28 protein-coding genes are annotated in these 26,260 nt (G+C 62.8%); 9 read left to right on the top strand and 19 right to left on the bottom strand.

Annotation, left to right across the window (positions count from 1 at the left end; all coding sequences use genetic code 11):
- Positions 1–77: 77 nt before the first annotated feature.
- The 5 genes from CMV30_RS17355 to CMV30_RS17375 are packed head-to-tail and all read right to left on the bottom strand — an operon-like array spanning position 78 to position 4,400.
- Positions 78–1,706 (bottom strand): RNA polymerase sigma factor, encoded by a 1,629-nt coding sequence (locus CMV30_RS17355; RefSeq protein ID WP_096057202.1) that lies wholly within the window; start codon positions 1,704–1,706, stop codon positions 78–80.
- Positions 1,703–3,064 (bottom strand): acyltransferase family protein, encoded by a 1,362-nt coding sequence (locus CMV30_RS17360; protein ID WP_096057203.1) that lies wholly within the window; start codon positions 3,062–3,064, stop codon positions 1,703–1,705. Before CMV30_RS17360 ends, CMV30_RS17355 begins: the two co-directional genes overlap by 4 nt.
- 21 nt (positions 3,065–3,085) lie before the next feature.
- Entirely contained in the window at positions 3,086–3,670 is a 585-nt protein-coding gene (locus CMV30_RS17365) for a CIA30 family protein (protein WP_096057204.1), read from the bottom strand.
- Between the two features lie 44 nt (positions 3,671–3,714).
- On the bottom strand, positions 3,715–4,104 hold the full coding sequence (locus tag CMV30_RS17370; RefSeq protein ID WP_096057205.1) for a truncated hemoglobin: 390 nt from the start codon (positions 4,102–4,104) through the stop codon (positions 3,715–3,717).
- Positions 4,105–4,151: 47 nt separating this feature from the next.
- Positions 4,152–4,400, bottom strand: a complete 249-nt coding sequence (locus CMV30_RS17375; RefSeq protein ID WP_096057206.1) for a hypothetical protein — start codon at positions 4,398–4,400, stop codon at positions 4,152–4,154.
- A gap of 208 nt (positions 4,401–4,608) precedes the next feature.
- Between CMV30_RS17375 and CMV30_RS17380 the strand changes: the two genes are divergently transcribed.
- A complete protein-coding gene (locus tag CMV30_RS17380; protein WP_096057207.1) occupies positions 4,609–5,061 on the top strand; it encodes an SRPBCC family protein in 453 nt (150 codons plus the stop codon).
- A 58-nt stretch (positions 5,062–5,119) separates the two neighbouring features.
- Here the strand turns inward: CMV30_RS17380 and CMV30_RS17385 are convergent, their stop codons facing one another.
- Entirely contained in the window at positions 5,120–5,584 is a 465-nt protein-coding gene (locus CMV30_RS17385) for a DUF5069 domain-containing protein (protein WP_096057208.1), read from the bottom strand.
- Between the two features lie 234 nt (positions 5,585–5,818).
- Here CMV30_RS17385 and CMV30_RS17390 point away from each other — a divergent pair, with 234 nt between their 5' ends.
- A complete protein-coding gene (locus tag CMV30_RS17390; RefSeq protein ID WP_096057209.1) occupies positions 5,819–6,382 on the top strand; it encodes a PAS domain-containing protein in 564 nt (187 codons plus the stop codon).
- A 26-nt stretch (positions 6,383–6,408) separates the two neighbouring features.
- Here the strand turns inward: CMV30_RS17390 and CMV30_RS17395 are convergent, their stop codons facing one another.
- The 4 genes from CMV30_RS17395 to CMV30_RS17410 form a co-directional block, all read right to left on the bottom strand.
- Positions 6,409–7,317: a hypothetical protein gene (locus tag CMV30_RS17395; RefSeq protein WP_096057210.1), complete on the bottom strand. Its 909-nt coding sequence runs from the start codon at positions 7,315–7,317 to the stop codon at positions 6,409–6,411.
- Between the two features lie 163 nt (positions 7,318–7,480).
- Positions 7,481–8,344 (bottom strand): RNA polymerase sigma-70 factor, encoded by an 864-nt coding sequence (locus CMV30_RS17400; RefSeq protein ID WP_096057211.1) that lies wholly within the window; start codon positions 8,342–8,344, stop codon positions 7,481–7,483.
- Entirely contained in the window at positions 8,341–9,141 is an 801-nt protein-coding gene (locus CMV30_RS17405) for an SDR family oxidoreductase (RefSeq protein ID WP_096057212.1), read from the bottom strand. Before CMV30_RS17405 ends, CMV30_RS17400 begins: the two co-directional genes overlap by 4 nt.
- 117 nt (positions 9,142–9,258) lie before the next feature.
- Positions 9,259–10,869, bottom strand: coding sequence for a GH39 family glycosyl hydrolase (locus CMV30_RS17410; RefSeq protein ID WP_096057845.1), 1,611 nt, complete (start codon positions 10,867–10,869; stop codon positions 9,259–9,261).
- Between the two features lie 156 nt (positions 10,870–11,025).
- Here CMV30_RS17410 and CMV30_RS17415 point away from each other — a divergent pair, with 156 nt between their 5' ends.
- From CMV30_RS17415 to CMV30_RS17425, 3 genes are all read left to right on the top strand, one after another.
- Positions 11,026–12,540, top strand: coding sequence for an ATP-binding cassette domain-containing protein (locus tag CMV30_RS17415; protein WP_096057213.1), 1,515 nt, complete (start codon positions 11,026–11,028; stop codon positions 12,538–12,540).
- Positions 12,541–12,633: 93 nt separating this feature from the next.
- Positions 12,634–13,074, top strand: coding sequence for a YeeE/YedE family protein (locus tag CMV30_RS17420; RefSeq protein WP_096057846.1), 441 nt, complete (start codon positions 12,634–12,636; stop codon positions 13,072–13,074).
- Complete coding sequence (locus tag CMV30_RS17425; RefSeq protein ID WP_096057214.1) at positions 13,071–13,502, top strand: DUF6691 family protein; 432 nt, start codon at positions 13,071–13,073, stop codon at positions 13,500–13,502. Before CMV30_RS17420 ends, CMV30_RS17425 begins: the two co-directional genes overlap by 4 nt.
- A gap of 47 nt (positions 13,503–13,549) precedes the next feature.
- Here CMV30_RS17425 and CMV30_RS17430 read toward each other — a convergent pair whose 3' ends face one another.
- Positions 13,550–14,365 (bottom strand): alpha/beta fold hydrolase, encoded by an 816-nt coding sequence (locus CMV30_RS17430; protein ID WP_096057215.1) that lies wholly within the window; start codon positions 14,363–14,365, stop codon positions 13,550–13,552.
- Positions 14,366–14,509: 144 nt separating this feature from the next.
- Positions 14,510–15,436: a glutaminase gene (locus CMV30_RS17435; protein ID WP_096057847.1), complete on the bottom strand. Its 927-nt coding sequence runs from the start codon at positions 15,434–15,436 to the stop codon at positions 14,510–14,512.
- Positions 15,437–15,610: 174 nt separating this feature from the next.
- Between CMV30_RS17435 and CMV30_RS17440 the strand changes: the two genes are divergently transcribed.
- Positions 15,611–17,458, top strand: coding sequence for a tetratricopeptide repeat protein (locus CMV30_RS17440; protein WP_175414940.1), 1,848 nt, complete (start codon positions 15,611–15,613; stop codon positions 17,456–17,458).
- Between the two features lie 16 nt (positions 17,459–17,474).
- Here the strand turns inward: CMV30_RS17440 and CMV30_RS17445 are convergent, their stop codons facing one another.
- The 3 genes from CMV30_RS17445 to CMV30_RS17455 form a co-directional block, all read right to left on the bottom strand.
- Complete coding sequence (locus tag CMV30_RS17445) at positions 17,475–18,038, bottom strand: hypothetical protein (RefSeq protein WP_217494419.1); 564 nt, start codon at positions 18,036–18,038, stop codon at positions 17,475–17,477.
- 75 nt (positions 18,039–18,113) lie between these two features.
- A complete protein-coding gene (locus CMV30_RS17450; RefSeq protein WP_096057217.1) occupies positions 18,114–18,770 on the bottom strand; it encodes a hypothetical protein in 657 nt (218 codons plus the stop codon).
- Between the two features lie 141 nt (positions 18,771–18,911).
- The gene (locus tag CMV30_RS17455; protein ID WP_096057218.1) at positions 18,912–20,240 is read right to left on the bottom strand and encodes an ATP-dependent 6-phosphofructokinase; all 1,329 of its coding nucleotides are present in this window, start codon (positions 20,238–20,240) and stop codon (positions 18,912–18,914) included.
- Positions 20,241–20,401: 161 nt separating this feature from the next.
- On the opposite strand from CMV30_RS17455, the gene CMV30_RS17460 reads away from it, so the two are divergent.
- Entirely contained in the window at positions 20,402–20,923 is a 522-nt protein-coding gene (locus CMV30_RS17460; protein ID WP_217494420.1) for an RNA polymerase sigma factor, read from the top strand.
- Positions 20,913–21,572: a hypothetical protein gene (locus CMV30_RS17465; RefSeq protein WP_096057220.1), complete on the top strand. Its 660-nt coding sequence runs from the start codon at positions 20,913–20,915 to the stop codon at positions 21,570–21,572. Before CMV30_RS17460 ends, CMV30_RS17465 begins: the two co-directional genes overlap by 11 nt.
- Positions 21,573–21,828: 256 nt before the next feature.
- Here the strand turns inward: CMV30_RS17465 and CMV30_RS17470 are convergent, their stop codons facing one another.
- The gene (locus tag CMV30_RS17470) at positions 21,829–22,305 is read right to left on the bottom strand and encodes an alpha/beta hydrolase family protein (RefSeq protein ID WP_138223362.1); all 477 of its coding nucleotides are present in this window, start codon (positions 22,303–22,305) and stop codon (positions 21,829–21,831) included.
- Between the two features lie 159 nt (positions 22,306–22,464).
- Here CMV30_RS17470 and CMV30_RS17475 point away from each other — a divergent pair, with 159 nt between their 5' ends.
- On the top strand, positions 22,465–22,899 hold the full coding sequence (locus CMV30_RS17475) for a VOC family protein (RefSeq protein ID WP_175414941.1): 435 nt from the start codon (positions 22,465–22,467) through the stop codon (positions 22,897–22,899).
- 70 nt (positions 22,900–22,969) lie between these two features.
- On the opposite strand, the gene CMV30_RS17480 is transcribed toward CMV30_RS17475, so the two are convergent.
- From CMV30_RS17480 to CMV30_RS17490, 3 genes are all read right to left on the bottom strand, one after another.
- Positions 22,970–23,395, bottom strand: coding sequence for a helix-turn-helix domain-containing protein (locus tag CMV30_RS17480; protein ID WP_096057223.1), 426 nt, complete (start codon positions 23,393–23,395; stop codon positions 22,970–22,972).
- Between the two features lie 9 nt (positions 23,396–23,404).
- Entirely contained in the window at positions 23,405–23,698 is a 294-nt protein-coding gene (locus tag CMV30_RS17485) for a type II toxin-antitoxin system HigB family toxin (protein ID WP_096057224.1), read from the bottom strand.
- Between the two features lie 119 nt (positions 23,699–23,817).
- The gene (locus CMV30_RS17490) at positions 23,818–26,028 is read right to left on the bottom strand and encodes an NADP-dependent isocitrate dehydrogenase (protein WP_096057225.1); all 2,211 of its coding nucleotides are present in this window, start codon (positions 26,026–26,028) and stop codon (positions 23,818–23,820) included.
- Between the last annotated feature and the right edge of the window lie 232 nt (positions 26,029–26,260).

Consider the following 26,260-nt stretch of genomic DNA (forward strand, 5'->3'; position numbering starts at 1 on the left):
AGAGTGTCCGTAGTCATCTGCTGAATGCACTGAGGGCGTAACTGAGTAACGCCCATGTCTGTGGAGCATAGATGCGTTCAGTTCCGTCGCGTTCTGCCCAGGCGTTTGCGAACCGCTTGCGCGTAATAAACGAGCGGCACGAAAGTGAGCAGTGCGAGCACGGCAAAAAAGATCATCTGGGTTTGTTCGGCATGCGGGTTGGCGAGAAGCTGGCGTGCGACCGGATCGTTGACGTTTTGTGCGAAGGCGACGGGGGCTTCGGCGGCGGTTCTCGCGAGGGCGAATCCGTTGCTGCGCGCCGTTTCCCAACCCAGCGCGGACAGCCACGCGGACGCTTTGACTCCTATGGAGATGCAGCCGACGGCGAGCAAACCGACGCCCACCGTGCCGAGGCCGATCACGCCGATGCTCACGGCTCCTACTGAAAATAGTCCGATAGAAACAACCCCGGCGCTGATCGGTGCGACCGCCCAGGTGCCCCAGGCAAACACGAGCCCATAGGCGCGGTCTCCGGCCGCGATCCATGCGAAGAGAGGGGGCGCGTTTTCGTCGGGGAGAGAAAATCTTACGTGAAGCAGGGGCACACCGAAGAGGCGGGCCTTGCTGAGATATTCACCGGCCGTCGACCCCGCATGATCGCGGGAATCGTGAAAACACTCGGGATGCCGTTCCCGTTCCTGGGAGCGGATGCGACGGAAGTGACCCTGCATCCGGATAACGAAGACAGGTAGGGCGACTACGAATCCCATCACGAGGGCCTGGCAGACGATTAAAAGGACGGCGCGCTGTTCCCACCAACGAAATGCGGCGGCGCGCAGTCCGAACACTGCGGCCAGGAAGACGAGCGAGCCGCCAAAGCTGAACAAAATTCCTTTCGCCACAGCGCGGCGTTCCCGTGGCGTGCGACTTTGATCGTGCGCGGCACGCAGCGACAGCACGACATTCGCCACGCCTATCAAGGAGCTAATAATCGCTGTAAGTCCGGTGGTCTTTGCGAGGGCGGCGCCTTGCGCGGTCACGCCGCCAATAGCGGCGGCCTTGGCGGGTGCCGGCAGGATTGCGGGCAATGCCGCCAGTACCCCCAGTGTGAATATACGTCCGGGCGTGCTTCGGGTGAGCGCACTTTCCACGAATGCGAGCACGCGTTCCTGGAGAATTCTTCTTCCGCGCGCGAGGCGCTGTTTCACGGCGTCTTCGCTGAGATCGAGGGCGGCGGCGACATGCTCCACCGAGCCGTGCTCGCGATAATAGAGGATCAACGGCTCGCGGTATATTTCCGGGACGCGCTCCAGTTCACTCCACAGGATCGCCTGCTCCTCCTTCCGCATGGCAAGATTCGTGGCGGGTTCTTCTTGCCCGGCCACTTCAGCGGCGGCGTCGATGGTCTCGGCCTGAAATACGGGTTCCTTGATATCCCGGCGGCGCAGACGGCCGGTTTTGTGACGGAGAATACCGCACAGCCAGGGACGCAGTTTTTCCGGCTCGCGCAACGAGTGCAGCTTGCGCCACGCCTCGACGAACGTTTCCTGCGCGATGTCTTCCCCCGTGCTCATGCTGCCGGTGGCGGAGTAGGCAAGCGAGCAGAGCAGCCGTTGATAGCGTTCGACGATCCGGGCGAACGCATCGCGGTCGCCGTCGAGGCACGCAGCGACCAGTTCTGCATCGTTGTTGGTGTCGATCTCTGGCGTGGATTCCGGGTTGCTCATGTTGGCTTGATGATAGGTGCCCGCGCAGCCGGAACCGGTGACAAACTTTTTTCGTTTTGTTCGCGAGAGTTTTGGGGGGCCGGGCGGGATGTCCTGCGGAATAAACCGGGAATCACCCTTGGGGATCGGCGCCCACTGAGCAACTGGCCGAGCGCGGTCGACCGCACGAAGAGGTCGTAGGTCAGCAAGCCTGTTGCGAGGGTGATCAGTGAGATGCCGGCGAGTTTCATCAAACCATGCAGGGGAAGCTCGGCCGCCATCACTTGAAGCCAGACGACGACCGGCAGGTGGACTAGATAGATCCAGTAGGCCGAGTCGGCGAGGTAGCGCGTTAGCCGGATGGGCCCGGCGTTTAGTTTTTTGAAGACGCCCAGAGTGAGGCTTACAAGCAGCCACATCATCGCAGCGTAGCTCACGCAGAAAGTTGCTCGGGCCAGCTCATAGCGCGGAGTGGCCGGATTCATTTGGACGTTGCTCAACAGAAGCGTCGTGGCGATCGCTATCACCGTGATGACCCCGCGCGACCACGTGAGCCGGGCGAATCGATCCAAGAGTCCTTCTCGGCGGGCAGCCAGCCAGCCGGCCAAAAAGAAACCGCTGTAGATAAGCAGCGCTGGGAGATGAGGGCTAAGCGTTCGATCAGGTGTGTCCATTCCCCAGCCGTTCATGAACCATAGTGCCGCTGCGGTCGGTACGACGAGACCCGGCAAGCACGCGCGTGTAGAGATCAGCGAGCTGAACGCATGATCGATGAAGCGCAGGAAGCGGCGGAACGTTTGCCGGAAGATCTGCCCGAGGACTCGGATCATCAGCGCGAGCGCGGTAATCAAATTCAGATAGTAAAGGAACCAAAGATGCGTTCCGGTGAAGAGTCCTTCTGGGAGCCGCGCGATATCCTGAAAGCCACTGTGGAGAGCGGCCCCGAAGTCGTAGTCGCCACTCATGCTGGCGCGGCCCATCACCCAGCCGGAAACGATCAGGGGCCGGAGAATGAACCAGCCGGCGACGAACGGCACACCGATGCGCAGAAAACGCGAACCGATGAAGTGCGCCAGTTTCTGGCGACTCAGGGCGAGCTGACTGAAAAAACCTGCGAGCAGGAAAAATGTTTCCATCCGGAACGCGTGGCTCATGAGAACGAAAGCAGGCACCAACGCGCTCGTCGAAACGTCCATCACCGCCCAGCCGATGAAGGCGGGCATGAACGAGAGGCTTGCGTGAAAAACGACTCCGAGCAACAGCGCGAAGGCGCGCGCGGCATCCAGGTAATGGAGACGAGGCGACGACGCGGGGGCGGGGGCAGAGGCTGCCCCGTTGGAGTAGTCAGCCGCGGACGAAACAATGGGATACGCAGACATGGACGCGATTTTCGGAGGGCTTCAGTAGAAGCCGACTTCATCGACCTCATAGGCGAACGGGCCTTTGCTCAGACCCACGGCGAGCAAGTTGACGCTGATGATGTTCTTCAGGTTGAGCGGAGTTTGCTCAGACCATGCGCGCTTAAGTTTTGTGAAGGGCAAGCGAATCTCCTGAGTTTCTCCCGAACGCACCGCGACGAGAGTGTTGTGATAGTCGTAGTTGGTGACCTCGGGGGTACACACCTGAAGCGAGAGCGCGCCGGTGACTATTTTCAGACGCAGCCGCACGCCGCTGTACTCCGATAAATCGCGCGACTCGCCGTCGGGACTCAGCGGCAAGACCAGGTTTACCCAGCCAGGAGAGCCGCGCGGAGGCGTCAGCTCACCTTCGACGATCAGGATGCCGTTGACGGATTTCTGAGTCACGCGCGATTGTCCACCGGCCACGGTGTCGGAGATCCAAACGCGGTCGGTGGACATGCTGGTGTGCTGAGCGTCGTCGAAGTTATCGAGCAATGCCGGCACGGATGCGGCATGAGCGAGCTGCGGATACAGTGCGGCGATCAGCAGGGTGAAGACCGCTGCGGGATGGGAGAGGATTTTCATAGGCACCTGCAAGTGCCCGAAATCCGGAGACCGGTGACAAAAAACTATCCGCGACGATCCGTGCCGGTGATGGCGCGGAGGCGCTGGCCGAGGGCTTCGGCGATGGCGATCATGTCGGCGGCTTCAGTGGGTTTGAGATGCGCCTGGCAGTGGCGATGCCAGAGGCCGAGCCAGGCCTGGAAGTGACGTTCTTCGAGCTGGAGCGGCATGTGACGGCCGGCGAAACCGCCGCCGTAGAGCGCGGGGCCGCCGGTGAGGCCGGACCAGAAGTCGGCTATCTTTTCCATGTGCGAAGGCCAGTCGTCGATGTGTGCGGCGAAGACGGGGCCGATTTCGTTGTGCTGCTTTACGTCGGCGTAGAAGCGGCGCAGCAGGAGCTGAAGGCCGGGGCGGCCGCCGATGCGGTCGAAGAGAGTAGGCGGCGCCTCGGGCATGGCGTGAAAGGGTGCGGCGCGGGAGCTGGCGCCGTGGAGGGCGGGCGTTAGCTGACGCCTTTGGCTTTGAGGAGTGCGGCGAGTTCGACGGGGTCGGCTTCGCCTTTGACGGTGTTGAGCTGGCTGAGGATGGACATGCGGTCGTCGGGGCCGCTGCTGGAGATTTCGAGCATCCAGTCTTCGGTCTTCGGGGCGACGGCGACGATCTCGTCGCACCACGCGATGACTTCGGTGGCTTCAACGAAGCCCATCGTGATGCCTTTGATGTAGTACTCGGCCTTGGTGCGGTAGTTCATGGGCTGTGAACTGTTCAGCCGGTGAGGAAGATGCCAAGTGCGAAGACGCGTGGCGCGCTGCGACCGCGGGGCGGTCCGGAATGCGCGACGGGGGCGTCGCACCTCGATCGGAAGAAAAATGGGCGAAGGTGTCCGCTCGACTTGGTGTCGTTCGTTGAGAACTTGAAAGCACGCACCCTCGTCCTGTTTTCCCAACGAAGAAAAACTCATGTCCTCTACTCACACGATCCGTCTGCACCGCGTTCTGCGTTCCACTCCTGAAAAAGTTTATCGTGCCTTCACCGAGGCCGATGCCATGAGCCGGTGGCTTCCGCCGTATGGCTTTACCTGTAAGGTTCATCACCTGGACGCGAAGGTGGGCGGCACGTTTAAGATGTCGTTCACGAATTTCGGCACGGGAGGCAGTCACTCGTTTGGCGGCGATTTTCTGGAGCTGGTGCCGAATGAGCGCATCCGGTACACGGACAAATTCGATGATCCGAATCTGCCCGGCGTGATGACCGTGACGGTGACGTTGAAGAAGGTTTTGTGCGGGACTGAGCTCAACGTGGAGCAGGCGGGCGTGCCCGCGATGATTCCGGCGGAGATGTGCTACCTCGGCTGGCAGGAGTCGCTCGATATGCTGGCGAAACTGGTGGAGCCGGAGATTCCGAATGGGTGAGTGCTGATGGCTCCGGCGGCGGCGCGACTAGTGATAACCCGGCCCCTTGCGGCCGGGGCTAGATGTTTTCCCACGCGCGGTCGATGACGGGGTCGCGGCCTTCGTCGTATTCGATGTGGTCGATGATGGTTTCGATGGGTTTGCCTTCGAGACCGCTGTTGCGGATGCGCTCGGGAAGGACGGCGGAGCGTTCGTCGCGCCAGCCGAGTTTCAGGATGAAGCGATTCCACATGTGGCATTCTTCGTCGGTTCGCGGCGTGCCTCGGGTGTGAACCCAAGCGAGGATTTGCTCGTCGGACTCGCCGGTCGTGAGGGCGCGTTCGCGGATGTCGGCATAGGGCACGCCGAGGAAGCGGCAGCAGCGGCCGTCGAGGACGTAGAATTGGGAGTCGCCGAGATTGGCGACGTAGTCGGCGGGTAGTTTGCCCGTGGCGTGGAGGCGGAGCTTGTCGAGCATGCGGCCGAAATAAATGAGCCGGCCGACCTTGGCGTAGACACTGCGGAGTCCGGGAACGTGGGGCATGGAGGGAAGCGGGTTTCGCCCCGAGGAAAATCGTCGCCGGAATTTGAACAAGCGCGGGCCTGCGAGGCAGCGGAGCAGTCGGTGGAATTTTATTCCATCACAGCGGCTTGGTGCGTGCGTAAAGGGGAATACGCGAACGTCGCGGGCGGAGCGACTCGTGGCTCTTGGGGGATTTGTGGAGGGCGCGCACGCGGGCTTTGACTCGGGGCGGCGGGTAACTACGCATCGGCGGCGATGGTTCCAGACGACCTCCAGAACAAGGCAGTCCAGTATGTGTCCGGCGACATGAGCGCGCCGGAGCGGGAGAACTTTGAGGTGTTGCTGGCGTGGAATACGGAACTGCGGGCGGACGTGGGGAGGCTCAGCGATGCGGTGGGCGCGCTTGCGCTGGCTGAGGTGCCGGCAGGGGTGACTCCTTCGGCGGGCTTGAAGGCGCGCATTTTGAATTCGGTGGCGGCGCTGGCGGGTCAGGCCGGGGCTGAGGCGTTGGTGAAGACGGATGCGGAGGGGCGGATCGAGTGGGTGAACGACGCGTTCACGGCGATGTGCGGCTACTCGTTGGATGAGCTGAAGGGGCGGAGGCCGGGCGCGGTGTTGCAAGGGGCGGAGACGGATAGTGCGGCGGTGGGGCGTATCCGGGATTCCATGCTCGCGGGGCGGGCGTGCCGCGAGACGCTGATCAACTATCACAAGGACGGCTCGGCGTACCGGGTGGATGTGCGCATCGATCCGATCCTCGATGAGGATGGGCGGAGGCTTTGTTTTGTGGCGCGTGAGCGGAAGCTGGAGATGGTTTGAGCGGAGAGAGGCGGCGCGGGAACTCGTTAGTGGCGGCTGGAGGGAAGCGGGTGCGGAACGCGGCTGGCTTCGCGGGTGCCCCAGGTCGAGAGGCCGAGTGCGCCGAGGCCGATGGCGGAGTAGAGACTGAGGCAGACCCAGAAGAAGAGCGGTTCTTGCGCGCGGGAAACGGCGCGGCTTTGAGTGGCGCGTTTGGTGGGGGAGACGGTTTCGCCGGTGGCGAGGCCGCGATGCACGAGCCAGCCCATGCCAGCGGCGAGGAGAGCGAAGCAGCAGATCGCGGTGACGAGCGCACGGCGTTGCGAGCGATGTTTTTGAGCGAGCGTAGCGGGCGGGATGTCGCGGGTGTCGGGCGTGGCGGCGCGTGCGTGAAGGAGCGGTGACGCGACCGGTAGATGAGGAGTGACGGCGGGTTTGCTAGGAGAGGATTGCGGGAGGCCGAGGCGGAATTCGCGGCGGATGGAGCGGTTGGTCAGCGTGAGCAACACGCCGGCGGAAATGGCGATGCAGGTGAGGTGGAAAGAATAGTTCACCGACGAAGCGAGCACGGTGGTGGGAACGCCGGAGGGCGACGTGTAGGTGCGTTCTGGTGACGGACCTCGGGCAATGGCGGCGGCGCTCCACAGGGCGAAGCTCACGGTAAGCGTGAGGACGTAGGTATGAGCCCAGCGCCAGCGGCAGAGGAGGCCGATCCCGGCGAGCAAGGTGGCGGGCGGGCGTGCGATGACGACGAGCGCGTCGAGCAGGCTGGCGTGGGCGGTGCCGTAGCTTCCGGCGATAAACATCAGCAGTGTGATCAAGCTGATCGGCAGCAGGAGCGCGGAGACGACGATGAGGCTCCAGGCGAGCGCGGTGATCAGCCGGGAGCGCGCGGGCTGAGCGGATTTGGCCGGCAGTGGCGGAGGTGTAGCGGTGGTGGATGTGAATGCGGACATGGCGCTGCGCGGACTGCGGATCGGGAGCGATGCAGTGCGGCAGGTTCGCAGTCTAGGGGAATGCTGCGCGGACGGACATGGGCCGTTTGGGCAAGGCGGCCGTCGGCGCTTGGTCCGTGCTGCGGAGGCTTTCATCGGCAGACGTCGCTATGTTTCCGGCCAATCAACGCGATGGAGTCAGGTGGCGGAGTTTGTCGGGATTGCAAATGATGTAGATCGCGTGAATTCGGTCGGCGATTACCTCGAACGAGAAGGCGTAGTGAATGCGGCCGCCTTCAGAAAGCACGATGCCGGGGCTGCCGTTTATGTCTACCGTGCGTTGCAGCATGGTCGCGCCGAAGCGCGGCCAGATGCCGAGGAGGAAGCGGCTCACATGGTCAGCTCCTATGATGGGGCGTCCGGCGGCTTTCACCCGGCCACCGCCGTCGCTGTACACGGTGCTGTTTTCGGAAAGCAGCGAGAGCACGCCTTGCACGTCGCCGCCGGCGGTGGCGGCGAGAAACGCTTCGACGAGTTGTTGTGCGCGGTCGGTCGGCGGTGTGGATGGCTTGGGAGCGGCGTCGAGCTGGAGCCGGGCGCGGCGCACGATCTGGCGGCAGTTGGCTTCGCTCTTGCCGACGATGAGTGCGATCTCGGGATAGTCGTAACTGAAGACTTCGCGCAGGAGAAACACGGCGCGCTCCACCGGGCCGAGCGATTCGAGCATGAGCATGAAGGCCATGCGCAAGGAGTCGGCTAGCTCGGTGGTGGTGCCTCCGTCGGTCTCGGTCGCGGGCATGAGCGGCTCGGGCAGCCAGATGCCGTAGTACTCTTCGCGGGCGCGACGGGCGGAGCGGAGCTGGTCGATGCAGAGCCGGGTGGTCGCGGCGACGAGCCATGCTTTGGCGGACAGGACGGTGGCGATGTCCTGCCGCTGCCAGCGCAGCCAGACCTCTTGCATGATGTCGTCGGCCTCGGCGACCTGGCCGAGCATCCGATAGGCGATGCCGAAGAGGAGCGGGCGGTGGGTGTTGAATGTATCGATCACGAGGCGACGGCGGCTGGTTTTGGCGCAACGTTATGAGCCAGCCAGTCTTTGAAAAGGATGGAGCCGCGGCGCGCGGGTGATGCCGGGGTGAGGCTGCGGTCATCGACGGCGGCGCCGAAGTAGCGAGCGGCAGGATCGGTTTTCACCTGACGCGGATCGCCCGAGGCCAGCAGGTAATCGCGAGCGAAGCCGGGCATGCGAATGGGTTCGGGACCGGCGATTTTCACGATGCCGTTGATGGGCGCTGCAGTGGAGATTGCGGCAAGCAAGCGGGCGACGTCATCGGCGGCGATCGGTTGCATGAGCGCGGGAGGAACGCGGACGAAATCGCCCTCGGTGGCGCCGTAGATGATCGACGGAGCGAACTCGAAGAACTGGGTGGCGCGGACGATGGTGTGCGGAACAGGGCCGGCGGAAAGCAGGTTTTCCATCGCGAGCTTGGCGAGGAAGTAGTCGCTGTCGGGCACGCGGTCAGTGCCGACGACCGAGAGGGCGACGTGATGCCGGACGCCGGCAGCGGCTTCGGCGGCGAGCAGGTTGCGGGTGGAGTTTACGAAGAAGTCCATGGCGGCCTGTTTCTCGAAAGAGGGCGAATTGGATACATCGACGACGACATCGGCGCCTGCGAGGGCGTTGGCGAGTCCTTCGCCGGTGACCGCGTTGACTCCAGTGGATGGCGAGGCAGGGACCGCGGTGTGGCCGAGCGTGCGGAGGATCGGGATCAGCTTACGGCCGATGAGGCCGGTGCCGCCGATGACGACGATTTTGAGGGATTTGGAAGAGGATGGTGTGTTCATCACCAATCCAGACGGGGCAGCCCTTCGCTTTGTGACAGCGGCGGAAAATCAGTGGGGATTTTCGAACCGGCCTGACGCGAGGTCAGGTCCTACGGCTCGGAGGGGACGTGATCCTTTTTAGAGCGGGCGGAGTTCGACGAGCCAGACGTCGTTTTCGCGTTGGTCGAAGGTGCGGGAGAAACGGGCGTCGGCGCCGATCTGGATTTTTTCGTCGATGACGGGTTCGCCGGAGCTGGCTTTGCGGAGGGTTTCGACGTGAGCGCGGGTGAGCTGGGCGGGGGAGCCGAGGTCGCGCCAGGCGGATTGAACGTCATTGGCGCGAAAACCGACTTTGTAGGCGAGGAGGCGGTAGGCGCCGGGCTTGACGGAGGACAGACGGAGTTCGGCGGGGGCGATGGGTTTCGCGGGATGCTCGGCTTTGTAGAACTCCTGGTTGATCACGGAGGGGCCGGGATGGGTGATGGTGAAATCCCAGAAGAGGGCCTGGACGGCGCCGTCGTTTGCGCGGCAGACGAAGGCGGCGGGATCGGCGCAGGCGAGTTCGTGGTCACCAAGGCGGTTGAGGAATTGGTAGGCGTAGAAGGCGGGTTTGCGGAGGTCTTGATAGTTGAGTAGGCCGAAACCGCCGTGGAAGGGCGTGGTGCGCGGGCCGGCTTCCTCGAAGATGTCGGTGAATGTCCAATACGACATGGAGTTGGCGGCAGACCCGATGTTGCGCATCTTATCCAGGATGAATGCGGTGCTGTGGTAGCTGTCGTGGATCGGGTCGGAGGGCGTGTAGGAGCTGCTCCATTCGGTGTAATGGAGCTCGGCTTTGGAGAAGGGGGAGGCGTCGATTTTGGCGCGGACGCCTTTGACCTCGCCGGTTACGGCGTTGCGGTCGGGCGAGAGGACGGTGCCGGCGCCGCCGGTTTCGTCGAGGTAGCCGCTCATCGTCGCGTAGGTGTGCGTGCTGACGAAATCGAGGGGGACTTTGTTGTCGGCGCAGTAGGCGAGGGTTTCGTCGATCCAGCCGGATCCGGCGGTGGCGGGGCCGCCGACGCGGTAGGTGGCGTCCACGGATTTCACGGCGCGCGCGGAGGACGCGTAGAGTTTATAGTATTCGGCCTGAGCGGTGGGGAGAAACTCCTCGTAGGTTTTGCCGCCGGTGGTGCCCATCCAGAAACCGGTGAGGTTGGGTTCATTCCAGACTTCGAAGTACCAGCTGCGAACTTCGTCGGACCCGTAGCGTTCGGTGACGTGGCGGGTGAAGGCGGCGATGAAGGCTTCCCACTTCGCGTAGTCCTTCGGCGGAGTTACGTTGGCTTTGTACCAGAAGATCGTGTGCGGGCCGCTGGCGAGCTGGCTCGGCATGAAGCCGAGCTCGATGAAGGGCTTCATGCCGATGCTGGTGATGAAGTCGAATAGCTCGTCGATGTACTGCCAGTTGTAGATCGCGTTTCCGTTTTTGTCTTCGTGATAGACGCCCATCTCGTCGCCAAAGAGTCCGTGGAAGCGGATGTAGCGGAAGCCGCATTCGGCGTGGACCTGGCGGAGCTGGCGCTGCCAGTCGGCGCGGAGACCTTCGTTCGCGCGGCCGGCACCGACGCAGAAGTTGTACATGCGGTTCATCGGGCCGCGGGTCGTGGCGAGATCGGCTTGAATGACGCGCGATGCCGGGGCGGTCTGGCTGGCGGAAAGATACATGGGGGAGAGAAGCAGCAGGGTGGCTAGGAAGCGGGGTAGCATGAGGTGAAGTGAAACGCGGGCGGCGGGGGACGTCACGAGGTGTTAATTGAGTTCGATCGTGCGAGTTATGGAGACGATTTTCCGTGGGAGAGATGGGGGTGTGTGGGCCGAGAGGTTGGTGTTGCGGCGCGCGGCGGGGTTTTCATTTTTGCGCGCATGGCCTCCGCCCAGTTAGCCCTTCAATCCGTCGAGTTCGCGCATCCTGGGATGACCACGCCGCTGTTCAGCGAACTCACGGTGCAGTTTCCGTCGGCGTGGACGGGGATCGTCGGGCCGAATGGCGCGGGGAAAACGACGTTGTTGAAAGTCGTCACCGGCGAACTGGAGGCGCAGGGCGGGAGTGTTCACCGGCAGGGGCTGGCGCTGTACGTGGCGCAGCGGACCGACGATGCGCCGGAGTTTTTCGAGGACTTTATCTGGGCGCCCGACGCGACCGTACTCAAAGCGCGGTTACGCGTGAGCGAGGACTGGCCGGAGCGGTGGTCCACGCTGAGCCACGGTGAACGCAAGCGGGCGCAGATCGCGGTGGCGCTCTGGCGGGAGCCGGCGGTGCTGGCGCTGGACGAGCCGAGCAACCACATCGACGCGGATGCGCGGCGGTTGCTGGTGCAGGCGTTGAAGGATTTCACGGGCATCGGGCTGCTGGTGAGTCACGACCGGGCGTTGCTCGACGAGCTTTGCATGCATTGTCTGCTGATCGATCCGCCCGATGCGGTGCTGCGTCCGGGCGGGGTGACGGAGGCGATGGAGCAACAGGAGAACGAGGAGACGTCGGCGCGTAACGCGAACGATGCGTTGCGGCGCACCGAGAACCGGCTCCAGGCCGAGGCGCAGCGGCGGCGGGTGATCGCCGATCAGAAGGCGGCGGCTTCGCGCGGCTCGAAGCAGAAGAAGATCCCGGCGCACGATCACGATGGCCGCGCGATGCGGAATCTGGCGAAGGTTTCGGGCAAGGATGCCTATGCGGGGAAGATGGTGGCGCAGATGAACAAGCGTGCCGGAAAAGTGGCGACGGAGCGCGCAGAGATCGCGGTGAAGAAGCGTTACGAGACAGGCATCTGGGTGGATGGGGCGTCGTATATGCCACGAGATTTTCTGCTGCGGCTGCCAGCCGGAAGTCTTCCTCTGGGTGGCGGACGGCAGCTACATTTTCCCGATCTGGCGATCGGCGGCACTGACCGCATCGCGCTCACGGGAGCGAACGGCCTCGGGAAGAGCACGCTGATCAATCACCTGCTGGGGCGTCTGCAATTAGCGGCGGAGAAACTCGTGACGGTGCCGCAGGAGATCTCGGCGGACGATTCGCGGGCGTTGCTGGAGCAGATCAAGCGTCTGCCCAACGATGAGCTGGGGCGGGTGATGATTACGATCAGCCGGCTGGGATCGCGACCGTCGCGGTTGTTGGAAAGCGCGCTGCCGAGTCCGGGAGAAGTGCGCAAGCTGCTGCTCGCAATCGGCATCGTGCGCGGGCCGCATCTCATCGTGATGGATGAGCCGACGAACCACATGGATCTGCCGGGCATCGTGTGTCTGGAGGACGCGCTCGCGGAGTGTCCTTGCGCGATGCTGCTGGTGAGCCACGACGAGGCGTTTCTGGAGGAGATCACTCACATCGACTGGCATCTGACGCGGGAAGTGTCGGGCGATACGCGGCTGGAAATCATCGCGTGAGCGAGGGTGCGGGTTGCGCGGATTGATGCGCGTGCCGTGTGGGCGTGCGCCGGGCTTGTGGGGCAAGAGGGAGCGGGCCAATGTCGCGCCACGATGTTCTCGGAAAACTACAGTTCGCTACATGCGCTGGCTGGAGGGGTTTTGATTGGGTTGGGTACGTTGCTGGCGTGCGCGGCCACGGGAAACACGATCGGGATCTCCGGAGTGTTCAGCAAAGTGCTCAGGAGAAAACGCGGGGAGATGGTGCGCTGGGCTTTGTTTTTGGCGGGCCTTATGACCGGTGCGCTGGTGGTGATGCGGGTGTTTCCCGCGGCGACGGTTTTTGCATCGCGGCAGTCGCTGTACGTGGTGGCGTTGGCGGGGGTGCTGGTGGGGTTTGGCACGCGCTTCAGCGGAGGGTGCACGAGCGGGCATGGCGTGTCGGGCATCGGGATGGGCTCGAAGTCAGGCATCGTGGCGACGGTGGTCTTCATGGCCGCGGGCATGGCGACGGTCTACGTGATCAAGCATGTCGTGGGAGGGCTGAACTCATGAGCCGCCAATTATTCTGTGTGCTCGGGGCGGGGATTTTATTTGGAGCGGGCCTGGCGATTTCCGGGATGGCCGATCCGGCGCGGGTGATCGGCTTTCTGGATGTGGCGGGGAGCTGGGATTACTCGCTGGCGTTCGTGATGGGCGGCGCGGTGGGCACGTTTGGGCTGGGGCTGCTGGTGTGGCGCAGGCTCAGCGGGGGGCGTGGGTGGTTTGGCACTACGCTGCCGGTGAACGATCCGTCGCCGGTTGACCGGCCGCTCGTGGTGGGCGCGGTGATCTTTGGGATTGGCTGGGGGCTCGGGGGATTTTGTCCGGGGCCGGCGATAGCGAATCTCGGGGCGCTGCGGATCGAGGCGCTGGTGTTTGTCCCGATGATGGCGCTAGGGATGTTGCTGGCGCGGCGGCTGGCGGGTGTGGACCGGGATTAGGACCGGCCCACGGCTGGCGGGTTTCCCGGAAGGGCCCGGACTGACGATCACTTGGATGGTGGCGGCGGCGCTGACGCTTGCGTGGCGGGCTGATTCTTATCGTTTACCGCGTCTTCCATGAGCGTGGCGACGCCACGAGGGTTTTCCTGCTGGGCGACGTGGCCGCCGGGGAAAGTGCGGATGGTCCAGCCTCGGGTCATCGCACGGTGCCAGTTTTTATCGGTGGTGGCGCGGGCCTCCGCTTTCTCGGCGGGGACAAATGCGACGTAGGTGACGGGCAGCGATTTCACGGCCGGATTTTTGTAGGAGACGGGTTCGCTGAAGGTTTTCACCGGATGAGGGACACCGCGAGGGAAGGGGGCGTCTGGGTTGTACCAGGGGAAGTGAACCAGCCCATCGACGATTTTCGCTTTGGGCGGCGGGCCGCCGACGAGATCGAAGGCGGACTGGCCGTCGTCGGGGACCATCGCGTCGAGGAAGATGACGTGGCGGATGCGCTCGGGAATTCGGTCCATCACGCCGGTGATCACCATGCCGCCGTAGCTATGACCTGAGAGCACGACATCGTGGAGATCCTCGAAGAGGATCAGATTCACGACGTCGTTGATGTGCGTCTCTAAATTCACCCCGGCGGTGGCGAGATGCATGCGTTCACCCAGGCCGGTGAGGGTGACGCGGTGGACCTCGTGTCCGTCGTCGGCGAGAAATTTTCCGGTACGTTTCCATTCCCAACCGCCGGCGGTGGCGCCGTGGACGATGACAAAGGTGTATTTGCGGGCTGGATCGTCAGCGCGAGCGGAGGAGAGTGCGAGCAAGACCAGGCCGAGGAGCAGGAACGCGCGAGCAATGGGGGCTTTTTTCATAAGGGGATTTTTTGCGGACTGAGAGGTTTCGCGAGACGGAGGGAGGATCGCAATCACCGCGCGACAGAATCAACGAGCGGGTTGATACGCGTCGGGAGCGCAGGTGGGCAAGGCGGTGGCCTTACGGGGCGGTGCTGCGGCGCTTTAGCCGAAGACGGACCAGCCGGTGCGTTGCACGAGGAGTTCGAGGGCGGCGGTGCCGAGGAGGGAGTTGCCATTGGCATCGAGGCCCGGTGCCCAGACGGCCACTACAGCGCGGTTGGGGACAATGGCGAGGATGCCGCCGCCGACACCGCTCTTGCCGGGGAGGCCGACGCGGAAGGCGAAGTCGCCGGCACCGTCGTAGTGGCCGCAGGTCATCATGAGGGCGTTGATGCGGCGGGCGCGGGGAGAGGAGACGACGTTGAAACCGGTGAGCGGATTGCGGCCGTTGGCGGCGAGGAAGAGACCGGCTTGCGCGAGCTGGCGGCAGTTCATCGCGATGGCGCATTGGTGGAAATAGACGCCGAGCACCTCGGCGGGCGGGTGCTGAATCACGCCGAAGGAGCGCATGAAGTGAGCGAGGGCCATGTTGCGGTCGCCGTGGGCCTGCTCGGACTGGGCGACGAGGCGGTCGATGTTGATGGCGTCGTCGTTGGCGAGGAAGCGGACGAAGCGGAGGATTTCGCCGATGGCTTCCTTCGGGCGGTGTCCGCCTAGGATGATGTCGGTGACGGCGATGGCGCCGGCGTTGACGAAGGGATTGCGCGGACGGCCCTGCTCATGCTCGAGCTGGACGATGGAGTTAAAGGCGTTGCCGGAAGGTTCGCGGCCGACGCGGTCCCACACGCGGTCGCCGATCTGGCCGAGGGCGAGGGTGAGCGTGAAGAGTTTGGAAATGCTCTGGATGGAAAAGGGCTCGTCGGCGTCGCCGGCGGTGACGACTGGGCCGGAGAGCGGGGCGACGGCGATGGCGAATTTATCGGCGGAGACTTTGGCGAGTTGAGGAATGTAGTCGGCCACGCGGCCCTTGTCGGTGCGGGCGCGCAGGTCGGCGACGATCTCGTCGAGCAGCGGTTTGAGCGAATCCATGCGGCGGAGCATGGCGGTGCGCGCGCGAGTGGCCAGTCTGCGCGTGAGTGAGCGCGTGAGGAAGAATCGGCAGGGAGGGCGAGAAGCGTTATGCGGCGCGTGAGTCTATTGTTGCGGCGGGGCGGGCGTTGCATCGACTCGCGCGGACGGCGTTCACTTTTACCCCGCACGCGCATGTCTTCCCGGTCGCGCCTTCAGTCCGCTCCACCCCGCACACCCTGGCCTGATCCGGTCATGTTTGGCCTCATGCTGCTCGTGGCGCTGGCTGTTTACTGGCCGGCGTTGCGAGGGGAATTTATCTGGGACGATGACGCGCATGTGACACGGGTGGACCTGCGGTCGCTGGGCGGGTTGTGGCGCATCTGGTTCGAGCCGGGGGCGACGCAGCAATTTTATCCGCTGCTGCATTCGGCGTTTTGGATGGAGCACAAACTCTGGGGTGACGCGCCGATCGGATATCACCTCGTGAACGTGGGGCTGCACGCGGGGGCGGCGACGTTGTTCGCCATGCTGCTGAGGCGGCTGGCGGTGCCGGGGGCGTGGCTGGCGGGGATTTTGTTTTTGGTGCATCCGGTGTGTGTGGAGTCGGTTGCATGGATCTCGGAGCAAAAGAACACGCTGTCGCTCGTGCTCTATCTGGTGGCGGCGCATGCGTATCTGCGCTTCGAAGGGAAACGCAGCCCGGGGATCTATGCGCTGGCGACGGCTGTGTTCGTGCTGGCGCTGCTGACGAAAACGGTGACGGCGTCGCTGCCGGCGGCGTTGCTGGTAGTCGGTTGGTGGCGACACGGGCGGCTGGAGTGGCGGCGTGATGTGGCGCCGTTGCTGCCGTGGTTTGTCGCGGGGGCGGTGAGCGGGCTGTTCACGGCGCATTTCGAGCGGGTGCTGATCGGAGCGGAAGGGGCGGACTTCGCGCTCGAGTGGGCGGACAGGCTGGTGCTGGCGGGGCGCGTGTTTTGGTTTTATGCGGGCAAGCTGCTGTGGCCGGGGGAGCTGATGTTTTTTTATCCGCGCTGGACGATCGATGCGGGCTTGTGGTGGCAGTGGCTGTTTTTGGCGGCGGGGATCGCGTTGCTTGGCGGGCTCGCCTGGTGGGCGAGGCGGGCACGGGGGCCGCTGGCGGTGGCGCTGCTTTTTGGCGGATCGCTTTTTCCCGTGCTGGGTTTTTTTAATGTTTATCCGTTCCTGTTTTCCTATGTCGCGGATCACTTCCAGTACCTGGCGAGTCTCTCGGTGTTCGCGCTGGCAGGCGCGGGATTGAGCAGACTGGAGATGACGGCGCGATGGGCGGCGGTGGTGGCGCTGTCGCTCGTCCTGGGCGTGCTTTCGTGGCGGCAGGCGGGGATGTACCGCGATCCATTCACGCTCTACGAAACGACTCTGGAGAGGAATCCGGCGTGCTGGATGGCGCACACCAATCTCGGGATCGCGCTGGTCGAGTCGGGGCGCGCGGACCTGGCGCTGGCGCATCATGAAGAGGCGCTGCGGCTCCGGCCGGAATATGCGAAGGGGGAACACAACTACGGGAAGGCGCTGAACCATCTGGGGCGTTTCGCGGAGGCGGTTGCGCCGCTGAGGCGCGCGGTCGCGCTGAAGCCGGACTTCGCGTCGGCGCACAACGAACTGGGCGCGGCACTCATGAGCACGGGACGGACGGAGGAGGGCGTCCTCCATTTAGAGACGGCGGTGAGCCTGAGCCGGGACTTCGGGATGGCGCACTGGAATCTTGGGCTGGCGCTAGCGTTGAGTGAGCGGGTGAAGGAAGCGCTGCCGCATTTTGAGGCGGCGGTGCGGTTGATGCCTGGCGATGTGGATGTGCGGCTGGAGCTGTCGCTCGCGCTGGCTTCAGAAAGTCGATACGCGGAGGCCATTGTCCAGCTGGAGAAGGCGCTGGAGTTGCGGCCGGATTCGGTGGCGGCGCACCAGCAACTCGCGCTGGTGCTGCGCGATCTCGGGCGCGCGGCGGAGGCGGAGGCTCACGAGCGGGAGGCGGTCCGGTTGGAGCGGAGCGGCGGGCGATAGCGCACTGCGGGGCACGTTACGCGGCGGTTGTTTCGCGGAGCGCGGGAGAGCTGCGGGCGGCGCGCTGGAAGAGTGCGGCGGAAGTGGCGAAGAGCGCGGCGAAGCAGGCGTTCAAGGCGAAGACCTGCCAGAGGCCGGGAGCGAAGTCGTGTTTGTGGAAGAGGAGCGCGATGACGGGGACGAGGAGTTGCGCGATGGCGGTGGCGACGAGCGCGCGGGACATGCCGGGGGATTGAAAGCGGGCGATGACGGCGCCGATGAGGCCGGTGAAGAGGACGGCGGCGTAGAGAAGATTGGCGGGGTTTTCCTCGCTGCCGATGATGCCGACGGCACTGTTGATCCAGACGAGCAGGAAGCATGTGACGAGTGCGAGGCCGGTGGCGAAGCGATAGGCGAGGGGGACGGTGTTGCGCGTGAGGAGCGCGTAAGCGAAGCCGGCCCCAGCGAGGAGCATCCACATGACGACGAAGTCGAGCGGGCCCCAGGCCCAGCCTTTGATTTTCAGCAGCATCGCTGTGAAGGGGATCGAGAGCGGGATCAGCGGCAGGAGCAGGATGCGGAGGAGGGTTTTGGGTTTCATGCTCAGGCAGAGTCTCCTGCGAATTCGAAGGGGCGATGAAGTGGCCGTGAAATCGAGGTGAAGTGTGGCGGAGGGTTACGGATGCGGTGCGGATGGAGTGGAGAATGTGGAGGCGCTCCATGCCTGGACGAGGGCGTCGCGGGCGGTGTCGTTATTCCAGTTGAGCGAAACGGTGAGGGAGCGGGTGCCGAACAAGGCGTCGTACATGCGCTGGTGCAGGATGACTTTTTCGCCATCGGGTGAGAGCAGGGTGGCATCCATGACGTTGAATTTAACGCCGCCGATCACTTCGGTGCGGAGTTCGTGGCGGACCTTCATGCCGGTGTCGGCGTAGGTTTTGAGAATCACCTGGACGAGGTCTTGCTGGTTGTCGGCGTACGAGCCGTCTTTGGCGGGATCGAACGCGTCGGCAGTGGAGGTGAACTGGTTGAACTGATCGCGCTGCATGTAGAGCAGTTCGATGGTGCTGGTCATATCGATCGGGCCGTCGACGTTCTTCTGCACAGCATCCAGGCCTTTCTGGCGGGTGGCGGACACCTCGTCTTTAGTTTTCACGCGCCAGCCGTCGGGGATCTTCATCGACCAGCCGAAGCCGGGATGGGTGTAGACGCCAGCGCGGACGACGCCCTCGGTGAGCGGTATGGATTCGTTGGGGACGGCGGGTTTTTTCGGGCAGCCGGTGAGCGTGAGCAGCGCGCTGGCGGCGAGGAGGACGAGGGCGGGGAGTCTCATGGATGAGGAGGGTTTGCGCCGGAGGGGGCGCGTCAACTACTCCCGGAGACGCGGGCGTAGTGTCTAGCAGGCCAGGGAATTTCGAACCGGCCTGACGTGAAGTCAGGCCCTACATTTCGGAGCGCCGGAACGATTTTGCGCTTATGAGCCGAAGTGCGCGGGCTGGCCGGTGGCTTCGAGCACCGACATCCAAAGATCGCCTTGCAGGCTGACTTTGCGGCGGCGCACGGTGACGACGCTGATGGGCAGGTTCACGTGATGACCGTGCCAGCGGCCGACGACCATGTCGGTTTTTCCGGCCATGGCAGCGTGTACGGCGTGCTGGGCAAGGCGCAGGCAGAAGATCGCATCCTGGGGAGAGGCCGGCACGCTGCGAATGATGTAGCTCGGATCGATGTACTTTACCGTGGAGTCGAGCTTGAGGCTTTTGAAGTGCGCTTGAATCCGGTCTTTGATGAAAGGACCGATGTCGCCGAACTTGGCATTTCCTGAAGCGTCTTTGGCGGACGCATCGGTGTGCATGAGTTCCTGGCCTGCGCCTTCCGCAACGACGACGACGGCGTGGCCGCGCGACCGGAGTCGTTTTTCCAAATGAGCGAGAAAGCCGTCGGGGCCATCGAGATGAAAGGGCGACTCGGGAATGAGGACGACGTTGACGCAGTTGTCAGCGAGGGCGGCGAACGCGGCAATGAAACCGGAGTCGCGGCCCATGACTTTGACGAGGCCCACGCCTCGGGCGTGGCACTGGGCTTCGTTGTGGGCGCAACGGATGACGCGGACTGCCTCGGCGAAAGCGGTCTCGAAGCCGAAGCTTTTGTCCATGTATTCGAGGTCGTTATCGATGGTCTTCGGGATGCCGATGACGCCGATAGCGAGGCTGCGTTTGGAGACTTCCTGCGCGATGGCGGATGCGCCGCGCAGCGTGCCGTCACCGCCGATGACGAAGAGCATGTTCACGCCGAGAGAGACGAGTTTGTCCACGATCTGGCCGATGGGTTGCGGCCCGCGCGACGTGCCGAGCATGGAGCCGCCTTCGGTGTGAATCTCGCTCACCGACTCGGGTGTGAGGTCGATGATGCGATGGCCGTAGCTGTCGATGAAACCCTCGTAGCCGTAGGGAATGCCGTGGATGGTTTTGACCCCGTAGGAGTAGTTCAGCGTCATGACGATGCCGCGGATGACGTCATTCAATCCCGGGCAAAGTCCGCCGCAGGTGACGATGGCTGCGCGGCTTTTTTGCGGGTCGAAAAAGATTTTCTGACGGGGGCCGGAGCGCTCGATGGTTATGGGCTCCGTCTCGCCCTCGATGGCGGCGGCGACGCGTTCGAACGCGTGATCGAAGAGGACGCGATGACGGTCGTCGCAGACGAAGTTGGCGCTGGCCTCGTCACGGCGTGGTTGAAGAGGGGATGGGTAGGTGGCGAGCCCGAGGTTTTTGATTTCGAAGTCTTCGCGCTTAAAACGTCTCATGAATGCCAGGGGCTCATGAGATGACGGATTTAGCAGGTATCGTTCCCTTCACCTGTAGATCTAGGGAAGGTGGCTGGGGGAGATCCGGCACCGAGCACACCATTATTTTTGCCGCGTTGTAAGGATTTGCCGGAGGGGCGCTACTAATTCGGCTGAAGAACATGTCATCGATGAACGACGATCAACAGAGGCAGATTTTTGACTGGTGGGTGAAGGAGCATCGCGGGCTGCTCTTTAAGATCGTGCATGCCTATGCTTTCTCTGCACACGACCGGGATGATCTCTTCCAGGAAATTATCACGCAGGTCTGGAATTCGATTCCGCGGTTTCGCGGAGAGTCGCGCGTCACGACATGGCTCTATCGGGTGGCTTTGAATTCCTCGCTCTCATGGACTCGCAAGGAGCGACGACATCGCGGTCGCACGGAGGTTCTCGATGAACACGCGCCCGTCCTGCGGGAGCCAGTGCCTCCGCAGAATCGGCGGCTCGAATGGCTCCACGAAGAAATCGCGAAGATGGATCACGTGGATCGTTCGCTCACCCTGCTGCTGCTCGAGGGGTGCAGCTACCGCGAGATGGCGGACATTCTCGGCGTTTCGGAAAACAATATCGGCGTGAAAATAAACCGGCTCAAAGCCCGGCTGATCGAAAAATCAAAGGAGACCACTGCTCATGAACTTTGAAGAACTGAAAGTCGTCTGGGATTCTGAAACCAAGGAAGCGCAATTCACTCTGAACGAAGCGGCATTGCACGCCGTTGTCCGCCGTCGGAATGAAGAGATCCATCGCGGAGCTGCCTGCTGCCAGTTGGGTGATATTATCGGCGGAATTGGATTCGGAGTCGTGATGGTTGTCTTCGCGGTGATTCTCGCGATGGGCGATCCCGCTTGGTTCGCTTCGTGGAAGTGGATTCGCGTTCAGGTATCAGGCTGGCACGTGGCGGGACTGTTCCTTTCGGGACTCATCATGTGGGGCTATGCCGTCGCGATGTATGGCGTCCGTCGCCGCCAGTTGCAGCGGGAAGAAAATTCTGCCGATTCATTGCGTGGTGATCTCGACCGCGCGATTGCACACACCGACTTTCAAATACGGGTGGCGCGTTCGAGTGTGTGGTGGGGACTTGTTCCGCAATGGGTGGCTACGTGTCTGTTGGGGTTGGTGGTCTTTAGCCTGTCTGAACTCTCGGCGGGCTATTTTTCAGCGATCCTCGGAGTCCTGGGAGCTTTGCTGTCAGTGGTCATCACGTGCCAGCTGCGTGCGATCAATGGCCGGTATGCGCCGCGCAGGCGTGAGCTGGAGTTGCTCCGCACGAAACTTGCCGACATGCAGTGAGAGAACTCGAACAAGGCCGTTCATTCAAATGGAGGAGCGTCCTTTGCTTCCTGAAACACGCCGTAGAAGCTTATCGGGACGTGTCTGAGGTATAGCGTCGTGTTCCCAAAGCATTGGAACGCGCTTACCAACCATATCGTCGCGTCTCTCACGAATTAAGCCTGCTCGAAATCAAAAGAAGACGTGTCTTTTGGGTTTTAGAACGAGCTTCTGATCTAAAAGAGAGCGATTGAGAAAAGGAACAAGCACTAGGACGCTAATCGAGCGAGGCGAGGTATTTGGCGGCGGCGAGGACGTCGTCGACTTTGCCGAAGAAGGTTTCGAGGTGGCCGGGGTTGGTGTTTCCGCCGCGGAGTGACGGGTACATCATCAGGATGCCTTGATCGCGGAAACCGGAGGCGGACTGGTCGTTGCTCGCGGGGCCGGGCGTCCAGGCGATGGCGCCGATGCTGTTGCTGAAGCCTCCGACAAGCCAGATGATCGCGGGGTGCTTCTTTCCATCGCTGGGGTCGGTGCTGACGTAGGCAGCGTTCAGGCCCAGCGGCGCGGTGCATTGGACGAGTTTGAGTTTGGAGGAAGCGGGCGGCTCTTCAGGCGCTTCGCCGATGCGCTCTTCGCGGAGGAGTTTTGTCGTGAAGCCCTGGCGGGCTTCGAGGATCAGCGGGGCCGCTTGAAGGCTGAGTGTGAGAGAAAGGAGAACGCCAAAGGCGAAGAAGGGCCGGAGAGCGAGCATGGGGTGAAGCAGGGATCGGAGATAGGTCTTCATGCGACCTATGGGACGGCTAGGACTGGTATCGGAGAATACCGGGATGGCGATATCGGAGGAGATCGTCGGCTACGGATGGAGCCGTTGAGCGAAAGGCCGGTCTGTCGCGGCGAACCCTCTTCACTTATGATTACCTACAAAGAGATCGCATTCACGGCCTACGCGGTGACGAACATCAAAAAGGCGCGGACGTTTTATGAAGGTGTGCTTTGCTTGAAACCGGCGCGGGAGCTCGGCAAAAATTTCGTCGAGTACGATCTCGGCAATGGGACGCTCTCGGTTGGTTGTGCGCCGAAGATGTGGCCGCCGTCAAAGAAGGGCACGGTCGCAGCGCTCGAGGTGAAGGACTTCGATGGCGCGCTGGAGCATTTGAAGAAGAAGAAAATCAAATCGGCGCTCGGGCCGTTCGACAGTCCGATGTGCCGCATGGTCGGCGTGCGCGATCCGGATGGGAATATGATCGTGTTGCATCAGCGGAAGAGCGCGGCTGAGAAGAAAGCAGCACTGGAGCAGGCAAAGGAGAAAACAGCGGTGAAGAAGAAAGTGGGCGGAGTGAAATAGGCGTGTGAACGCGGCTTAGTTGAAGGCTGAGGGATCAAGCGGATCGTGACAGGTGCCCGATAGACCTCGATCACGCTGTGACGTGACGGGAGGAGCGTTTGACTTGGGTGCGAGTCTTGGCGGCCCGTGTTCTCTGAGGACGGCTCGTCGTTTCCTGTACAAGAATGGATGCAGGGATTTTCAGGCCCTGATGCAGCGAGCGGATCATGGTCAGGCTGAGCGGGCGTTTTCGATTCATCACTTCCGAGATCTTACTTTTGCTTTGGAGGTAGGGGAGCAGGTCGGCGGTCTGCAGGCCGGCCTGCTCCAGGCGGAAATGGATGGCCTGGATAGGATCGGGCGCCTCGATGGGGAAGTGGGACTCCTCATAGTTTTCCACGAGCAGCGACCAGAGCTCCAATTCGGCCTCGTCGGGCGACGTCTGGTTCATGAGGCCTTCGACGTAGGCCAGCGCGGTTTTGTACTCGCGGTCGGTTTTGAGGACTTTGGGTTTCATGTGGATCGGTTAAATGGTGGTGGCGTCGATTTTGTCGCATTCGGCGTGAGTGCCGACGAAGCGGATGAAGACGATACCGGTGTTGAAATGAATGTGGACGATGAGGCGGTAGGAGTTGCCCTTGATGTTAAAGACGACGCTATTGCCGGGAAGGTGATCGGCGGAGCGGTAGCGGGCCTTAATGTCGGAGAAGGATTTCCACTCGGAGGCTTTGGTTTCGTGAAACCAGGCTTGGAGCGGTTGTGCGGCACTGGCGTGTTTCACCCAGAAGTCTTTGAGCGTTTTGCGGGAGATGATTCGCATGCGTCGGAGAAGACGGTTCCCATTTTGGGAACAGGGTCAAGGATTTCGAGTGGGCGCAAAAAATCCCGCAGGCACGGAGGCTCGGCGGGATTGAGAAGTCTGTTCGCCAGCAAAGAGACTCAGAGCGCGGCGAGGATGGCATTGAGCGTGGGGCTTGGGCGGAGGGCGGCGGAGGCCTTCGCGTCGTCGGGGCGGTAGTAGCCGCCGATGTCGGCGGGTTTGCCTTGGACGGCGATCATCTCGGCGACGATTTGTTTTTCGTATGACGTGAGCTTTTCCGCGATAGGGGTGAAGAGTTTTTTGAGCTCGGCGTCTTTGCTCTGGGCGGCGAGGGATTGGGCCCAGTAGAGGGCGAGGTAGAAGTGGCTGCCGCGGTTGTCGATGCCGGCGCCGACTTTGCGGGCGGGGCTCTTGTCGTTCTCGAGGAACTTGCCGTTGGCTTCGTCGAGGGTCTCGGCGAGGACTTTGGCCTTGGCGTGGTTTTGGGTGATGCCGAGGTGTTCGAAGCTGGCGGCAAGGGCGAAGAATTCGCCGAGGCTGTCCCAGCGGAGGAAGTTTTCCTCGGTGAATTGCTGGACGTGTTTCGGGGCGGAGCCGCCGGCGCCGGTTTCGAAGAGGCCGCCGCCGTTCATGAGGGGAACGATGGAGAGCATCTTGGCGCTGGTGCCGACTTCGAGGATCGGGAAGAGGTCGGTGAGGTAATCGCGGAGGACGTTGCCGGTGACGCTGATGGTGTCCTGGCCTTTGACGATGCGTTCGAGGGTCTTTTGGCAGGCGGCGGCCGGCGGGAGGATCGAGATGTCGAGGCCGGTGGTATCGTGTTGGGCGAGATATTTTTCGACCTTGGCGATGATCTGGGCGTCGTGGGCGCGGGCTTTATCGAGCCAGAAGATGGCGGGCGTATTGGAAAGGCGGGCACGGTTGACGGCGAGTTTGACCCAGTCCTGGACGGGAGCGTCTTTCGTCTGGCAGGCGCGCCAGATGTCGCCCTCATCGACGGCGTGTTCGAGGAGGAGTTTGCCGGAGGAGTCGGTGACGCGGATGGTGCCTTTGGCGGGGGCGACGAAGGTTTTGTTGTGGGAGCCGTATTCCTCGGCGGCCTGGGCCATGAGGCCGACGTTGGGGACAGAGCCCATCGTCTTCGGGTCGAGCGCGCCGTTCTTTTTGCAGAACTCGATGGTGGTGTCGTAGACGCCGGCGTAGCAGCTGTCGGGGATGACGCAGAGAGTGTCTTGTTGTTTGCCGGCTTTATTCCACATCTGGCCGGAGGTGCGGATCATGGCGGGCATGGAGGCGTCGATGATGACGTCGCTCGGGACGTGGAGATTGGTGATGCCTTTGTCGGAGTTGACATACGCGAGGGCGGGGCCGCTGGCGTAGGCGGCCTGGATGTCGGCTTCGATGGCGGACTTCTGGTCGGCGGGGAGTTTTTCGATTTTGGCGAGGAGGTCGCCGAAGCCGTTGTTCAGGTCGACGCCGAGTTGGGCGAAGGTGGCGGCGTGTCTGGCGAGGAGGTCTTTGAAGAAGACGCGGACGACGTGGCCGAAGAGGATGGGGTCGGAGACCTTCATCATCGTGGCTTTGAGGTGGACGGAGAAGAGGATGCCTTCGGCCTTGGCGCGGGCGACTTGTTGTTCGAGGAAGGCGAGGAGGGCGGTCTTGGAGATCTTGGTGGCGTCGAGGATTTCGCCGGCTTTGAGCGGGGTCTTTTCCTTGAGGACTTTGACGGCGCCGTCGGTGCCCACGAACTCGATACGGACATCGGTCGCGGTGGGGACGGTGACGGACTTCTCGTTGGAGAAGAAGTCGTCCTTGCCCATGGTGGCGACGGCGGTCTTCGAGGAGGAGGACCAGGCGCCCATGGAGTGGGGGTGTTTTTTGGCGTAGGCTTTGACGGCGCCGGGGGCGCGGCGGTCGGAGTTGCCTTCGCGGAGGACGGGGTTCACGGCGGAGCCGAGGACTTTCGTGTAGCGGGCTTTGGCGTCTTTCTCGGCGTCGGTCGTGGGGACTTCGGGGAAATCGGGGAGGGCGTGGCCTTTGGCCTGGAGCTCGGCGATGGCGGCTTTGAGCTGGGGGATGGAGGCGGAGATGTTGGGGAGTTTGATGATGTTGGCCTCGGGCTTGAGGGTGAGGGCACCGAGTTCGGCGAGGGTGTCGGGGGCTTTGTCGAAGGCGGCGAGGATGCGGGCGGCGACGGAGATGTCGCGGGTCTCGACGGCGATGCCGGCGTGTTTCGTGAAGGCCTGCACGATCGGCAGGAAGGAATAGGTGGCGAGCGCGGGGGCTTCGTCAGTGATCGTGTAGAGGATGGTGGGCTTCACGGCGGACATGTGGGTGGGCGTGTGGTTGGGACTAATTAAAAGGGCGGAAAGCTAAGGAGGGGCGGGCGGGGAGGGTCAAAGGCAATTCCGGCGGTGGGCGGAGGCAGTGTGTGGTATCATGCGGGATGGTGGGCGTGAGGAAGCGGGGCTAATGGGGAGAGAAGAGCGAATGGTGAAGGGTGGGGCGGAGGTGGTGCTGGTTGAGTGCGGGTGCGGGTGAGCGTGGGCGCAGGAGGCCGGG

The organism is Nibricoccus aquaticus, assembly GCF_002310495.1.
Lineage (GTDB): Bacteria > Verrucomicrobiota > Verrucomicrobiia > Opitutales > Opitutaceae > Nibricoccus > Nibricoccus aquaticus.